The following is a 14,793-nucleotide window of genomic DNA, read 5'->3' on the forward strand; positions in this document are numbered from 1 at the left end:
TCATGAAATATAAAAAATTTCTATCCTCATTTACATTAGCGACTGCTTTGTTAGCAGCAAGTGCGATAAATCAGGAAGTTCAAGCTAATGAAAAGCCTGTAGATGCTAAGGAAAAAGCTGTTGCACCATCATCATCTGAAAAACAGATTACAGATGCGCAAGAGGAAGTTAAAAAAGCTCAAGCCTCTGTAGATGAAAAAGCTCCGAAAGAAGCGGAGGCTAAAAAGGATGTAGCCAAGGCTGATAAGAAGATTGCCGATACTAAGAAAGCTATTGAGATAGCTAAAAATGCTGATGCTATCATCGAAAAGGAATCAAAGGTAGCATCTGAGAAGAGTGCTGAAAAAGCGGAAGCTGACAAAGCTTTGGCAAATGCAGAATCTACAGCAACAGCAGCTAAATCTGCAGAAACAGAAGCTAAAACAGCTAGCCAATCTGCCAATGAAAAGCGTGACGCTAAAGCAGCAGAGGTAAAAGAAAAACAAGCTGAACTAGATGGCATGACTGATGAAAGTCTTAAAAATCAAATCTCTAATGCAGAAAACGAGGTTAAAAAAGCCGATCAGTCTCTTCAAGAACAAACGAAAGCAGCAAATGCAGTAGCGAACAAGATCGCAGACAAACAAAAGGAGCTTGATAATTACAAACCAACAGTTTTGAAAAAGGTCTTGAATCCAGAAGAACAAGGACGTAAAGCTCCAGCTTTTGATAGTGATTATGACTATAACAAGCAATATCGTCCTAAAGATGCCTCAGGCAATCCTTTGATGGAGAATGTTTACTTCCAAGGTGTTCGTGAAGTTGAAATAGAAGCAACTGAAGAAATGAAACGCTTCACTAAGGCTATGGCTGACTACAATGCAAATCCATCCAAATATAAAACAAGACCAGTCTTTAAGTTTGTTGTGGACAATCGCAAATTGACAGAAGCTTTCATTGAGCTAGTAAATGAACTCCGTCATGCTAATGGTGTTACACAAGACTTAGCCCTAGATGAAGCCTACATTAAACATGCACAAGAACGTTCAAATGAAATGGCTACCACTGGAGTCCTCAGCCATGATACCAAGTTATCACACCCAGATGGAGAAGATGTTCGTGTAGAAAATATTGGAATGTCTTATCTAATTCCTGGATCCGATGGTGGACCAAACTTTGTGGAAGTTAAAAACGGTCAAACGATTTATAATTTCGATAAGATCATGACTTATAAACAGTTTGCTTATCAATCACTCTTAGCTTGGTATGCAGACTTTAATAATATAAAAGGAATCGACTACGGACACCGCAGAGCCCTGCTTACACCGGTTGGAGGAAAAGTAGGTGTAGCCCAAGGAACAATTGAAGGAAAAAATCCTAATTATATTTATCATACATATATAAGTAATGCCTATACACCTGAAACAGTGAAGGAATACCGTTCTAATTTCTATGCCTTTAATGAAGACGATAAATTGCATCCGACCTTCTATGGTAAACGCATGAAGTTCTTGCCTGAGCATCACTTTGTATATGTTGAAAAAACAGTTATTGACAAATCTGCTGATCTTAAGGCTGAACTTGCATCGTTGAAAGCAGAAAAAGCTGACAAAGATGCTAAAAAAGTAGCTACTGAAACTAAAAAAGCGGACTTGTTAGCAAACTTGGATAAATTAAATAAACAAGCCAATAATTTAGTCAATGCGCGTGAACAAGTTAAAAAGGATTTGGAACAAGCTAAATCTGATTTGGCAACCTTAACTGCTGATGCGAAAGCAAAATCTGAATTAGTTGCTACAAAATCACAAGAGGCAACTAAAGCAAGCCAAAATCTAAAAGCCTTGCAAGCCAAGGTAGCAGAATTGGCTACAGCTATTAAGAATGCAGAAGAAAAACGCGATAAAGCAATGGCCTTGAAAGGTCAAGCATCAGCCTTAGAAACAACATTGAAGCAAGCAGAAGAGGATAGAGCAAAGGCTCAGAAAGTTAGTGATCAAGCAGAGGCTGAATTGAAAGTGGCTCAAGCAGCCCTAGCAGAAGCCAAAGCGAAGCTACAAGCTTTATTAGATGTACTTGAAGCAGAAAATATGCTAAAAGTGGCAGAAAAAGATGGAATGATTATTGGCCTACCAAAAAATGCACCAATTCAAGCCCCACTTCCAGAATTTGATCTTCGTAAACTTGCTGATAAACCTCAAGGTGCAGAAGCTAATAAACCTGGAGAAAAAGCTTCTACAAAAGCATTACCAAATACAGGAACAAACTCAGGTGTAGATGGACAAACGACTCTGTTCGGAGTTTACGGTTTACTTGCGAGCCTCGGCTTAGCAGGCATCGCAACACGACGCAGAAGACAAGGTAAATAATTCTTAAAAGCTATCTAGCGAGCAGCTAGCTAGCTTTTTTTATGTAGAGGTCCAGAAGCGAATGTCGTTTAATATTAGCTTAATATGTATAGTTTCAAACTATAGGTCTTCCTATCTATTAACAATTTGCGAAATCAAATAAAGTATGAGATACTATTACGGTATTATTTTTAAAGGAGATGGAATCATGAAAATTAAAAAATGGCTCGGTGTAGCAGCGCTTGCTACAGTCGCAGGTTTGGCTCTTGCAGCTTGCGGAAATTCAGAAAAGAAAGCAGACAATGAAACAGTTGTCAAAATTGCAACAGTTAACCGTAGTGGTTCTGAAGAAGCACGTTGGGATAAAGTCCAAGAATTGGTTGAAAAAGATGGCATTAAATTGGAATTCACAGAGTTCACAGACTACTCACAACCAAACAAGGCAACTGCTGATGGCGAAGTAGACTTGAATGCTTTCCAACACTACAACTTCTTGAACAACTGGAACAAAGAAAACGGGAAAGATCTTGTAGCGATTGCAGATACGTACATCTCACCAATCCGCCTTTACTCAGGTAAAAATGGAGAAGAAAACAAGTACACCAAAGTGGAAGAAATCCCAGATAACGGTGAAATTGCCGTACCAAACGATGCAACAAACGAAAGCCGTGCGCTTTACTTGCTTCAATCAGCTGGCTTGATCAAATTGGATGTTTCTGGAACTGCACTTGCAACAGTTGCTAACATCAAAGAAAATCCAAAGAACTTGAAAATCACTGAATTGGACGCTAGCCAAACAGCTCGTTCATTGTCATCAGTTGACGCTGCCGTTGTAAACAATACCTTCGTTACAGAAGCAAAATTGGACTACAAGAAAGCACTCTTCAAAGAGCAAGCTGATGAAAACTCAAAACAATGGTACAACATCATCGTTGCGAAAAAAGATTGGGAATCATCACCTAAGGCTGATGCTATCAAGAAAGTGATCGCGGCTTACCACACTGATGAAGTGAAAAAAGTTATCGAAGAAACATCAGACGGTTTGGATCAACCAGTTTGGTAATAAGAAACAGGGAGGTGGGAGAGAAAATTCCACCTCTTGCTTTTGTATAGAGCATGGATTGTAAAAAAGACTATAGGTTCATAGAAAGGTAGAGAGAATATGGTTTTTCCTAGCGAACAAGAACAGATTGAAAAATTTGAAAAGGATCATGTAGCCCAACATTATTTTGAAGTCTTGCGCACCTTAATTTCCAAGAAATCAGTCTTTGCCCAGCAGGTTGGACTTAAGGAAGTCGCAACCTATCTTGGTGAGATTTTCAAGCGAGTAGGGGCCGAAGTGGAGATTGATGAGACTTACACGGCGCCCTTTGTCATGGCACATTTCAAGAGTTCGCGTCCAGATGCTAAGACCTTGATCTTCTATAACCACTATGATACCGTACCAGCGGACGGAGATCAGATCTGGACAGAGGATCCTTTTACCCTTTCTGTGCGAAATGGCTTTATGTATGGACGTGGGGTTGACGACGACAAGGGTCATATCACGGCTCGTTTGAGTGCTCTGAGGAAGTATATGCAGCACCATGATGACCTGCCTGTCAATATCAGCTTTATCATGGAGGGAGCGGAGGAATCCGCTTCCATGGATCTAGATAAGTATCTGGAAAAACATGCGGATAAACTCCGTGGCGCAGATTTGTTGGTCTGGGAACAAGGAACCAAGAATGCCTTGGAACAGCTGGAAATTTCTGGTGGAAATAAGGGGATCGTGACCTTTGATGCCAAGGTAAAAAGTGCTGATGTGGATATTCATTCTAGTTATGGTGGGGTTGTGGAATCAGCTCCTTGGTACCTCCTTCAAGCCTTACAGTCTCTTCGTGCAGCAGATGGTCGTATCTTGGTGGAAGGTTTGTACGAAGAGGTACAAGAGCCAAATGAACGAGAATTGGCCTTGGTGGACACTTACGCTCAACGAAACCCAGGGGAAATCAGTCGCATTTACGGCCTGGAATTGCCCCTCTTACAAGAGGAGCGGCCTGCCTTTCTCAAACGTTTCTTTTTCGAGCCCGCCCTCAATATCGAAGGAATCCAGTCTGGTTATCAAGGTCAGGGTGTTAAAACGATTTTGCCAGCAGAAGCCAGTGCTAAGTTAGAGGTTCGTCTGGTTCCTGGCTTAGAACCGCATGATGTTCTGGAAAAAATTCGGAAACAGCTAGACAAAAATGGCTTTGATAAGGTAGAATTATACTATACCTTGGGAGAGATGAGTTATCGAAGCGATATGAGTGCGCCAGCCATTCTCAATGTCATCGAGTTGGCCAAGAAATTCTATCCACAAGGTGTTTCAGTCTTGCCGACTACAGCAGGCACTGGACCTATGCATACGGTCTTTGATGCCTTAGAGGTACCCATGGTGGCCTTCGGTCTAGGGAATGCCAATAGTCGAGACCACGGTGGAGATGAAAACGTGCGAATCGCCGATTACTACACCCATATTGAATTAGTAGAGGAGCTGATTAGAAGCTATGAGTAGAGATATTATCAAGTTAGATCAGATCGATGTGACTTTTCACCAAAAGAAAAGAACCATCACAGCGGTTAAGGATGTGACTATTCACATCCAAGAAGGGGATATCTACGGAATCGTTGGATATTCTGGAGCAGGGAAATCAACCCTTGTACGGGTGATTAACCTCTTGCAAAAGCCATCTGCAGGAAAAATTACCATTGATAACGACGTCATTTTTGATGGCAAGGTGACCTTGACGGCAGAGCAGCTGCGTCGTAAACGTCAGGATATCGGGATGATTTTCCAGCATTTCAACCTGATGAGTCAAAAGACAGCAGAGGAAAATGTAGCCTTTGCCCTTAAACACTCTGGACTCAGCAAGGAAGAAAAGAAGGCCAAAGTAGCTAAGTTGTTAGACTTGGTTGGCTTGGCGGATCGTGCTGAAAACTACCCTTCACAACTATCTGGAGGGCAAAAACAGCGTGTAGCTATTGCGCGTGCCTTGGCCAATGATCCGAAAATTTTGATTTCAGATGAGTCAACGTCTGCTCTCGACCCTAAGACAACCAAGCAAATTCTAGCCTTGTTGCAAGATTTGAACCAAAAATTAGGTTTGACTGTTGTTTTGATTACGCATGAAATGCAGATTGTCAAAGACATTGCCAACCGTGTGGCAGTTATGCAGGATGGTCGTTTGATTGAAGAGGGTAGTGTTCTTGAAATTTTTTCAGATCCTAAACAACCTTTGACTCAAGACTTTATCTCAACTGCCACAGGTATTGACGAAGCCATGGTCAAGATTGAGAAGCAAGAAATCGTAGAGCATTTATCTGAGAACGGTATCTTAGTGCAGCTCAAGTATGCAGGGGCTTCGACAGACGAGCCACTTTTGAATGAATTGTATAAGCGTTACCAAGTAACGGCTAATATCCTTTATGGAAATATCGAAATTCTTGATGGCACTCCTGTTGGAGAATTGGTTGTGGTCTTGTCAGGTGAAAAAGCAGCGCTAGCAGGTGCTCAAGGAGCTATTCGTCAAGCAGGCGTACAGCTAAAAGTATTGAAGGGAGGACAGTAAGATGACAGAGTTGATTCAAACTTATCTACCAAATGTCTACAAGATGGGCTGGGCTGGTCAAGCAGGCTGGGGAACGGCTATCTACCTAACCCTTTATATGACAGTTCTTTCCTTCATCATCGGAGGGTTCTTGGGGCTGGTGGCAGGTCTTTTCCTCGTCTTGACAGCACCAGGCGGTGTCTTGGAAAATAAGGTTATCTTTTGGATTTTAGACAAGATTACCTCTATTTTTCGTGCGGTTCCCTTCATCATCCTCTTGGCAATCATGTCGCCACTGTCTCACTTGATTGTGAAGACTAGTATCGGGCCAAATGCAGCTCTTGTCCCCCTTTCTTTTGCAGTCTTTGCCTTCTTTGCCCGTCAGGTGCAGGTTGTTTTGGCTGAGCTGGATGGCGGTGTCATTGAGGCGGCTCAAGCGAGCGGAGCGACCTTCTGGGATATCGTGGGTGTTTACCTATCAGAAGGTCTTCCAGATTTGATTCGTGTGACGACGGTGACCTTGATTTCCCTTGTTGGGGAAACAGCCATGGCCGGTGCGGTTGGTGCTGGTGGTATCGGTAACGTGGCCATTGCCTATGGGTTTAACCGCTACAATCACGATGTGACCATCTTGGCGACTATCATTATCATCTTGATTATCTTTGCAATCCAGTTCTTGGGAGATTTCTTGACCAAGAAATTAAGTCATAAATAAATGGAAGGAGCCCAACGGGACTCCTTTTTGTTTTCTAGCCGAAATGCAAGAAGAGTAAAGCTTCTTTTTAGAAATATGCTATAATAAAGAAAGGTCCCTCAATTAGCAAATCGGAAAGTTTGCTGTAGGAGGGATGATAATGTAAAGGAGTCTAGCTGGTATGAATTATTTCGAGGGGAATGAGTTTTTCCTTCTCTTATTTGTAGTTTTACTGATTGGTTTTGTGGTAAACTTTTTTGAAAAACGTAAGGACTACTATATTTTGGCGCTCTCCCTCTTATTTGCAGGAGCTATCTATGGTAAGAGTCGAGCGATGATGGTCTATTTGCTTGCCTTTGTCGTTTATCAATATTTTCTGGTTTTTCTAGCACAGAGGATAGAGGTAAAGAGGCTGAAACCACTGGTTTTCCTTTCCATCCTTCCTTTAGTAATCAATAAAGTCTTTGCCCTGACTTCTCTGCATTTGTTGGCCTTTATTGGAATTTCTTACATGTCCTTTAAGACCATTCAGATCATGCTAGAGATATCGGATGGCTTGATCAAAGAAAAAGTCAGTGTAAAAGATTATCTACAGTTTTTACTCTTTTTCCCAACGGTTAGTGCTGGTCCGATTGATCGGAGTAGGAGATTTTTAAAAGAGATAAACGAGGTCATGCCTCGGAAAGAGTATCTAGAGTTAGCTGGGGACGGTGTGTATCGTATCGTTCTAGGTCTACTTTATAAGGTTGTTTTGTCAACCTATGTTTACCAGATGTTACTCGCTCTAAGCAATACGGGTACAGTCGTCTACTCAATTAAATATATGTACCTCTATACCTTGTATCTGTTCTTCGACTTTGCGGGCTATAGTCTAATGGCCGTTGGAAGTAGTAATATTCTAGGTATTCAGACACCGATGAACTTTAACAAACCTTTCTTGAGTGTCGATATCAAGGATTTCTGGACCAGATGGCATATCACCTTGTCAACCTGGTTGAGAGATTTTGTGTTTTCAAGAGTATTGATGCAGGTTATCAGGAAAAAATGGTTTAAAAATAGACTACACAATGCAACCTATGCCTATATGGTCAATATGTTGGTCATGGGTTTTTGGCATGGTCTTAGTGTTAGCTACATTGTCTATGGTTTTTATCATGGTGTCTTGATGGCTGGATTTGAAGTGTATCAAAAGAAAAGCAATTTTTATAAGAAAAATAAAAATAAAAACTGGTATAAGCTACTGAGTTGGTTTGTGACCATGAATTTGGTTATGGTTGGTTTCTTTATCTTTTCAGGTGAACCCTATAAAATCTTACTAACGATTTTAAAGAGATAAGAGATTGAAAAGAAGTCTGCCAGATCGAAGGGATAGGATAAAACGAGATGATTAAATTAAAAGCATTTTTACTATCGCTTGTGCTCGTAATTGCGACGCTTGCCCTTTTAAATGTGACGTATGTCAAGAAGATTGAGGATTATTATAAAGTCAAGGATAACAGTATTCGCTATAGCACCTCATATGAAAAGTATAAAAGTAGAGATATTTTAACAAGCAATATAACCCCCAATACACTGGTTCTATTGGGCTCATCTGAGTTGGTTGCGACGATAAATGAAGACTATCATCCCAATAAAATTTTTAACTACAACGATTTTAATATCATGCAGATTGGGACTAGTTATTCACAAAATATCATTCAGGCTACGACCTTGGGTTCTATTGAAGGATCTATGAGTAAGCGAAAAGTAGCTATAGTAGAGTCGGTTCAGTGGTTTGAAAAAGATGGGACCCATCAAGATGCCTTTTTGAACAAGGCTTCTCAGGAACATATCTTCCACATGCTAGATAATGACAAGATTAGTAAGGAAACGAAAGAAAAACTGATCAATCGTATTATTGAAATCACCAAGGGAAACAAGCAACAAAATGACATCTACAAAAAATATAAAAGTTATTTCATAGATGGAAAAGGGACTATTGTTGATAAAAAACTACTAGAGTTTGAGAACGCGATGTATTCCTTTAAGCTCAAACAGACTTTTTATCAAAAACATGCTAAATCAGATTATCCTTCACTAGGAGACAAAACCCCAGACTATGATTGGCAGAAGATGACGGATCAGTTTGTGGAAGAGGTCAAAAAGAAAACAGACAATAATGACTATGCTGTTGATAATAACTACTACAATACTTACTTAAAAGACCGCTATGCATCACTAAAAGATTCCAATAAAGATTTGAGCTACCTAGAGTCACCTGAATATTCAGATATGGAACTTTTCTTGACGGTTGCTAAAGAATTGGGCATTGAAGTTGAGGTTATTATTTTCCCAGTAAACGGGAAATGGAACGACTACACAGGAGTCTCAAGAGAGATGCGAGAAAAAACTTATAAAAAAATAGAAGATGTCGCAAAAAGCCATGGTGCAACGGTACTAAACTATGGAAACAGAGAGTATGATGATTACTTTTTATTTGACGTGATGCACGTTGGAGTGAAAGGATGGATGGAAGTTGAAAAAGAACTTTACAAATTTGCAAACCAAGCTAACTAACACACAGCGTTTAATCTTGTGGACACTATTTTTCTATACGGTTATCTTAAGCATCGTGATTTACTGTTTTGTGACTGATTTTTCGAATATTCAAGAATTTATCTATAGTGAATTCTAAGATTGTATACAAAAAGGCCCTGGAACTAGGCATTGCTAGTCTTCAGGGCTTTTACCTTACATTTTATCGGTGATTTTTTGACTTAGAAATTGCCCCATCACAGCACCCATCAAGGCCCCTAGGAGGATGCTTGAAACAAAGAGAAGAATTTTGTCCAACTCTGGAGCGACCATGATACGGTCGATGTATTCTTGTGACTTCCCACGCGCAAGTAAGGTGGCCACGTAAGCTTTGGGACTAATCCACATGAGAAGGATAGGGCCACTTGTGCTAAAAGCAAAGACGAGGAAGGAGAGGGTGTTTTTGATTCGGCCTCTGTAGTTGCCGAGACGAGCGATGACATCTGCTGCAAGACCACAGGCGAGTCCTGGGAGAAAGGCACCAGCGCCATGCTTGCTCGCTAGGAAGAAAAGTGCCATAAAAAGTCCTAGAGTCGTAATAGCGCCAAAACGAGGGACTTTCGTCAAAAGAAGCATGTAGACACTGCCACCGACAAGGGCAGAAAAGGCAGGCGCGTAGAACATATTGCCTGTTTGGTCGACTAGGTGTCCTAGGAAGACTCCAATCCCTACACAGAGAAAGTAGAGGACGGCGGCCAAGAGGGTGGTTAAGATATTTTTCTTCATGAGAATCTCCTTGATGCGAATTAACAAAACCAATTGTATCACGCTTTTTGAGGATTGTAAATGGGAGTTCTATATTTTTGAAAACGTTTGAAATATGATATAATAGTTACATCGTTAGTTTAAGGAGAGTAGCATGGGAAAATTTCTAGAATTCGTCTTTAATCGTATCTTTTTGGGAATGATGGCGACGGCTTATTTCTGGCTATTAACACTAGCAGGAGGAGTGATCTTTGGTTTGGCCCCAGCTAGTGCAACTCTTATGAGTTTGTATGCAGAACATGGTTATACCTATCGAGCATACCATTTGAAGGAAGCTTGGGAATTGTATAAGAGCAATTTTATCAAGAGCAATCTGGCTTTCTATAGTTTTGTGTTTGTGGATCTTGTTCTAGTTTATGGTTTGTATCTTCTAGTTCAATTGCCCCATCAGACGATTTTCCACCTCTTGGCGACCTTTCTCAACGTCCTTGTAGTTGCTCTTGTCTTTCTAGCCTATACTGTTTCCTTGAAACTTCAGGTGTACTTTGATTTATCCTACCAAAACACCTTGAAACTGTCCCTTATCGGGATTTTCATGAGCTTACCTGCGATTGCCAAGGTTTTACTCGGGACGACTCTCCTTGTAGGAGTTGGTTATTATATGCCTGCCTTGCTCTTTTTTGTAGGAATTGGGATGTGGCATTTCTTTATCAGTGATATGTTGGAACCTATTTATGAAAGTATCCATGAAAAATTGGCGACAAAATAGAATGAAGCAGTTTTGGCTTCACTCTCTTTTACGTATTTATAGTTTGGTTATGATTGTGATCATTGCCAGTTTTGCGATTATGCTCTCGTATGCTGACTGGGATTCACGTGAGAAAGAGGCCCAAAGGGTTGCAGAACGTGTGACTACTCGGACAGTGAGTGAAGTGGAATACTATCACAGAGAGTCAACTCAACTCGCTCAGTCTTTGGTTGAAAATCAAGCCCGAATTGAAGGGATTTACAAGTATTTCAGTCTTAGCACCCCAGACTATTTCTATTGGCAATTAGAGCGTAAAACTTCGCCTTATATTTCTGTATCCTTGTATGAAAATATTGATAATATCTATGTTCGGAATGATTTTGTGACTGGAGTGGCCATTGTTCTTCAGGACTATAAGGAAGTCTATGTTTCGACTAGAGAGAAACGCAGTGGAGAGAAAGTCCCTGCGGAGGATTTTAAGCCGACAGCCAATAGTTTTGCCATTCCTGTTTCTGATCCTGTGTCTGACAAGGATTTAGGAGTGATCTATATCTCCTTATCCCCAGATGTTTTACATGGCGCTATTGACAATACTCGGGGTCATATCCCAATGGCTGTAACAGTAACTTCGCCTTTTGAGACCGAGATGTTCCATATTGGGGAGAAGGTATCAGCCGAGCGAGAAAACTGGTTTGTAGGTGTTACCTCTCACGGTTATCAGGTTCGAGCTGCTGTTCCTAAAAATTTTGTTCTTACTGGAACTTTGACGAGTTCAGCTATTATTATTGGGCTAAGTATCCTCTTTATCATCATTTTGTACGTGACTCTTAGACAGACTTTCTCAAATTACCAAAAACAGGTCGTAGATCTAGTAGATTCTATCGAGGTGATTGCTCAAGGAGAAGAAGGGCTTCGAATTGATACCTCTGAAAAAGACCAAGAGTTGCTTCTCATTGCAGAAACAACCAATGATATGTTGGATCGCCTAGAAAAAAATATCCACGATATCTATCAGCTAGAGCTCAGTCAAAAGGATGCCAATATGCGAGCCCTACAAGCTCAAATCAATCCTCACTTTATGTACAATACTCTGGAGTTTTTACGGATGTATGCCGTTATGGAAAGCCAGGATGAACTGGCAGATATTATCTATGAATTTAGTAGCTTGTTACGCAACAATATCTCCGACGAGCGGGAAACCACGCTGAAGCAGGAGTTGGAATTCTGCCGAAAATATAGCTATCTCTGCATGGTGCGTTATCCTAAATCCATTGCTTATGGTTTCAAGATTGCACCAGAATTGGAAGAAATGAGGATTCCAAAATTTACACTCCAACCATTAGTAGAAAACTACTTTGCCCATGGTGTTGACCATCGCAGAACAGATAATGTCATCAGTATCAAAGCCTTGAAGGGTCAAGGATTCGTTGAAATCTTAGTAGTAGACAATGGTCGGGGAATGTCCTCTGAGAAACTAGCTAGCTTGCAAGAAAAATTAGCTCAACGAAGTTTTGAACACGAGGCAAGCTATAGTGGGGAGCGGCAATCAATTGGAATAGTAAATGTACACGAACGCTTTGTTCTCTACTTTGGGGATCGCTACCAAATCAGTGTAGAGTCAGCTGAGCAAGAAGGTGTTCGTTACCATATCACTATCCAGGATGAATAGAAAGGGTAGAAATGTATAAAGTTTTATTAGTAGACGATGAGTACATGGTGACAGAGGGGCTCAAGCGATTAATCCCCTTTGAAAAATGGGATATGCAAGTCGTCGCGACAGCTAATCACGCAGATGATGCTTTGGATTACGTCAAGGAAAATCCAGTGGATGTGATCATTTCCGATGTCAACATGCCAGATAAGACAGGGCTTGAGATGATTAGGGAAATGAAAGAGCTACTTCCAGATACCTATTATATCTTGCTGTCTGGTTATCAGGAGTTTGATTATGTCAAAAAAGCCATGAACCTTAGTGTCGTGGATTATCTGGTCAAGCCAGTAGACAAGGTGGAGTTGGGCAATTTATTAGAAAAGATTGCGCTACAGCTTCAAGAAAAGGTGGAGCAAAGTCAGACCCTCAGTCAAGAATTAGATGAAGAAGGCTTTATCAGTTTCTTAGCAGGTAAAGAAAACTGGTGGATAGGACTTTCAAAGGAAAAGCAAGGCTCTTTTACCATTCCTTACTATGTTTTGGGGCAAGACTGGCAGATTTTCATCTCTGATCAACCGCTCGATGGCATCGTCGTGACACCATTTGAAGCACCCTACCAGCAGTCCTTTGAGAATTGGAAGATCAATGCTGAAAAAGCCCTCTTCTACGGTTCAGTCAATCTAGAAAAATCCGAGAGTTTGTTTGCTTATTACGAGCCGATTTATCGGGTGATTATCCAAGGGAATATCAATCAAATCATTGAAGAATTAACCCTGCTAGAGAAGGTTGTTTTGAAGAATACCCCGCGCGTGGCCATCACGAAGCAGCTCTTCACCCAGTTTGTCATGGATGTCTTCCATTTGTTTGAACACCTAAAAGCAGATGATATGACGGAGATTGTCAAAGCCATCCATGCCATTAACTCCTTTGAAGAATTGGTTGCCTATATCAAAGAAACCTTGACCAAGTTCTTTGGCCAGTACCGCATGAATGAAAATGTGGTGAGCGTTCTGGAGGTGATTGGGCGTGATTATCAGAAAGAGCTCTCACTTAAGGATATCAGCAAGGATCTCTTTATCAATCCTGTCTATCTCGGTCAGCTAATCAAGAGAGAAACCAACTCAACCTTTGCGGAATTGCTCAATAAACAGCGAATTAAGGCGGCGCAACAACTCTTACTTTCAACCAGTGATAGTATCGAAGATATTTGCTATGCAGTTGGCTACAGTAATGTTGGATATTTCTACAAGGTTTTCCGTAAATTGTGCGGAAAATCACCGAAAGCCTATCGGAAACAAGTTGAAACCAGCTTGTAAAAGTTGTATTCCTGTACAAAAAATGCTATAATGTTCAAAATATCTTATGGAGGAAAACATGAAAAAGAATCCTATTTATCTTTGGGTCTTGTTAGTTCTATCAGCCCTTATTTCATCTATGTCACTATTTGGAATCTTGAGTCCATTGCCAAGTAAAGATGCTCTTCGTGCTAGCCTGGCAAATAGCGGGACGCTCACTGCCCAGCAATTAGAAGACACGGTCAACTATACTTACAAAGTATCAGAATCCTCTCACTCTATTTTTAATATGTTGTTGATTATTTTATCTGCAATTTTAGTTGTAGTAGCCTTTGTGTTTCTCGTACGTAAAAACGTACAATTCGCAAACTATACTTATGTTGGCTATGTTCTACTAGCTATTGTTGGTTTGGTTTATAGCTATATGAACGTTCAAGATGCAGTCCAATTAATCAAAGATAGTGCCCTTGGCTTAGGAATGGGAGCATTAGCAAAAGGAACGAATATTTTGTTCATCATCATCAATGTTCTCTTTTTAGCCTTAGTCTTTTACAAGATGTGGCGCCAACAAAAGGACTTGGCTGAGGAAGTTGAAGCAGAAGAAGCTGCCTAAGTATTGACAAAAAAGAACTATCAAGTTACAATTTTGGTAGTTCTTTTTATATCGTAAACATAAAAATCGAGGTCAACATGAAAAAAATATCCTTAGTGTATATCAGTCTGAGTGGGAATACAGAAAGTTTTGTAACCCGACTCAAGGACTATCTCTTGTCCCAGTACGAAGGGATTGAGGTCCAAAAAATCCATATCAAGGACCTAGTCAAGGAAGGTCAAGAATTCTTTGAAATGGAACATCCCTATATCGCTTTTTTGCCGACCTATCTAGAAGGTGGGAACGGCGTCGATAACGGCGATGTTGAGATTCTAACGACTCCAGTGGGCGACTTTATCGCCTATGGGGACAATGCTAGTAAGTGTTTTGGGGTAGTCGGTTCTGGTAATCGTAATTTTAACAATCAATACTGTCTGACAGCCAAGCAGTATAGTCAGCGCTTTGGTTTCCCAGTTTTGGCTGACTTTGAAATGCGTGGTATGCTGGGAGATATTAAAAAGGTCGCAGCAATCATTGCAGATTTGTATGAGTTAGAAACAGAAAAATAAAGTAGTACTGAGGGGCAGTTGAGATTTTCAACTGCTTTTTGTGTATACAAAAAGCACCCCGTAAGGGTGCCA

General features: G+C 40.7%; 13 protein-coding genes. 12 read left to right on the top strand and 1 reads right to left on the bottom strand.

Going from position 1 to position 14,793, the window contains the following annotated elements:
- Nucleotides 1–2 precede the first annotated feature (2 nt).
- From B7725_RS04575 to dltD, 7 genes are all read left to right on the top strand, one after another.
- A complete protein-coding gene (locus B7725_RS04575) occupies nucleotides 3–2,345 on the top strand; it encodes a CAP domain-containing protein (RefSeq protein WP_084874808.1) in 2,343 nt (780 codons plus the stop codon).
- Nucleotides 2,346–2,532: 187 nt separating this feature from the next.
- The gene (locus tag B7725_RS04580; protein ID WP_084874810.1) at nucleotides 2,533–3,387 is read left to right on the top strand and encodes a MetQ/NlpA family ABC transporter substrate-binding protein; all 855 of its coding nucleotides are present in this window, start codon (nucleotides 2,533–2,535) and stop codon (nucleotides 3,385–3,387) included.
- 99 nt (nucleotides 3,388–3,486) lie between these two features.
- Nucleotides 3,487–4,860, top strand: a complete 1,374-nt coding sequence (locus B7725_RS04585) for a M20 family metallopeptidase (RefSeq protein ID WP_084874812.1) — start codon at nucleotides 3,487–3,489, stop codon at nucleotides 4,858–4,860.
- Nucleotides 4,853–5,914: a methionine ABC transporter ATP-binding protein gene (locus B7725_RS04590; protein WP_000085690.1), complete on the top strand. Its 1,062-nt coding sequence runs from the start codon at nucleotides 4,853–4,855 to the stop codon at nucleotides 5,912–5,914. The genes B7725_RS04585 and B7725_RS04590 overlap by 8 nt, the downstream gene beginning before the upstream one ends.
- A 1-nt stretch (nucleotide 5,915) precedes the next feature.
- Nucleotides 5,916–6,608, top strand: a complete 693-nt coding sequence (locus tag B7725_RS04595; RefSeq protein WP_084874814.1) for a methionine ABC transporter permease — start codon at nucleotides 5,916–5,918, stop codon at nucleotides 6,606–6,608.
- A gap of 160 nt (nucleotides 6,609–6,768) precedes the next feature.
- Nucleotides 6,769–7,923 carry a D-alanyl-lipoteichoic acid biosynthesis protein DltB gene (gene dltB, locus B7725_RS04600; RefSeq protein WP_084874816.1) on the top strand — a complete coding sequence of 385 codons (1,155 nt, stop codon included), beginning with the start codon at nucleotides 6,769–6,771 and terminating at the stop codon, nucleotides 7,921–7,923.
- Between the two features lie 47 nt (nucleotides 7,924–7,970).
- Nucleotides 7,971–9,143 carry a D-alanyl-lipoteichoic acid biosynthesis protein DltD gene (gene dltD / locus B7725_RS04605; RefSeq protein ID WP_084874818.1) on the top strand — a complete coding sequence of 391 codons (1,173 nt, stop codon included), beginning with the start codon at nucleotides 7,971–7,973 and terminating at the stop codon, nucleotides 9,141–9,143.
- A 174-nt stretch (nucleotides 9,144–9,317) separates the two neighbouring features.
- Here dltD and B7725_RS04610 read toward each other — a convergent pair whose 3' ends face one another.
- On the bottom strand, nucleotides 9,318–9,887 hold the full coding sequence (locus tag B7725_RS04610; protein ID WP_084874820.1) for an MptD family putative ECF transporter S component: 570 nt from the start codon (nucleotides 9,885–9,887) through the stop codon (nucleotides 9,318–9,320).
- Nucleotides 9,888–10,020: 133 nt separating this feature from the next.
- On the opposite strand from B7725_RS04610, the gene B7725_RS04615 reads away from it, so the two are divergent.
- The 5 genes from B7725_RS04615 (at nucleotide 10,021) to nrdI (ending at nucleotide 14,721) form a co-directional block, all read left to right on the top strand.
- Nucleotides 10,021–10,635 (top strand): YesL family protein, encoded by a 615-nt coding sequence (locus tag B7725_RS04615; RefSeq protein ID WP_084874821.1) that lies wholly within the window; start codon nucleotides 10,021–10,023, stop codon nucleotides 10,633–10,635.
- The gene (locus B7725_RS04620; RefSeq protein WP_084874924.1) at nucleotides 10,613–12,283 is read left to right on the top strand and encodes a sensor histidine kinase; all 1,671 of its coding nucleotides are present in this window, start codon (nucleotides 10,613–10,615) and stop codon (nucleotides 12,281–12,283) included. Before B7725_RS04615 ends, B7725_RS04620 begins: the two co-directional genes overlap by 23 nt.
- 11 nt (nucleotides 12,284–12,294) lie before the next feature.
- On the top strand, nucleotides 12,295–13,581 hold the full coding sequence (locus B7725_RS04625) for a response regulator transcription factor (RefSeq protein ID WP_084874823.1): 1,287 nt from the start codon (nucleotides 12,295–12,297) through the stop codon (nucleotides 13,579–13,581).
- 58 nt (nucleotides 13,582–13,639) lie between these two features.
- Nucleotides 13,640–14,173 carry an ABC transporter permease gene (locus B7725_RS04630; RefSeq protein WP_000740034.1) on the top strand — a complete coding sequence of 178 codons (534 nt, stop codon included), beginning with the start codon at nucleotides 13,640–13,642 and terminating at the stop codon, nucleotides 14,171–14,173.
- Between the two features lie 77 nt (nucleotides 14,174–14,250).
- Nucleotides 14,251–14,721 (top strand): class Ib ribonucleoside-diphosphate reductase assembly flavoprotein NrdI, encoded by a 471-nt coding sequence (gene nrdI, locus B7725_RS04635; protein WP_000724242.1) that lies wholly within the window; start codon nucleotides 14,251–14,253, stop codon nucleotides 14,719–14,721.
- Nucleotides 14,722–14,793: the final 72 nt, after the last annotated feature.

The sequence above is a fragment of the Streptococcus oralis subsp. tigurinus genome (genome assembly GCF_002096275.1).
In the GTDB taxonomy this organism is placed as follows: Bacteria; Bacillota; Bacilli; order Lactobacillales; family Streptococcaceae; genus Streptococcus; species Streptococcus oralis_CN.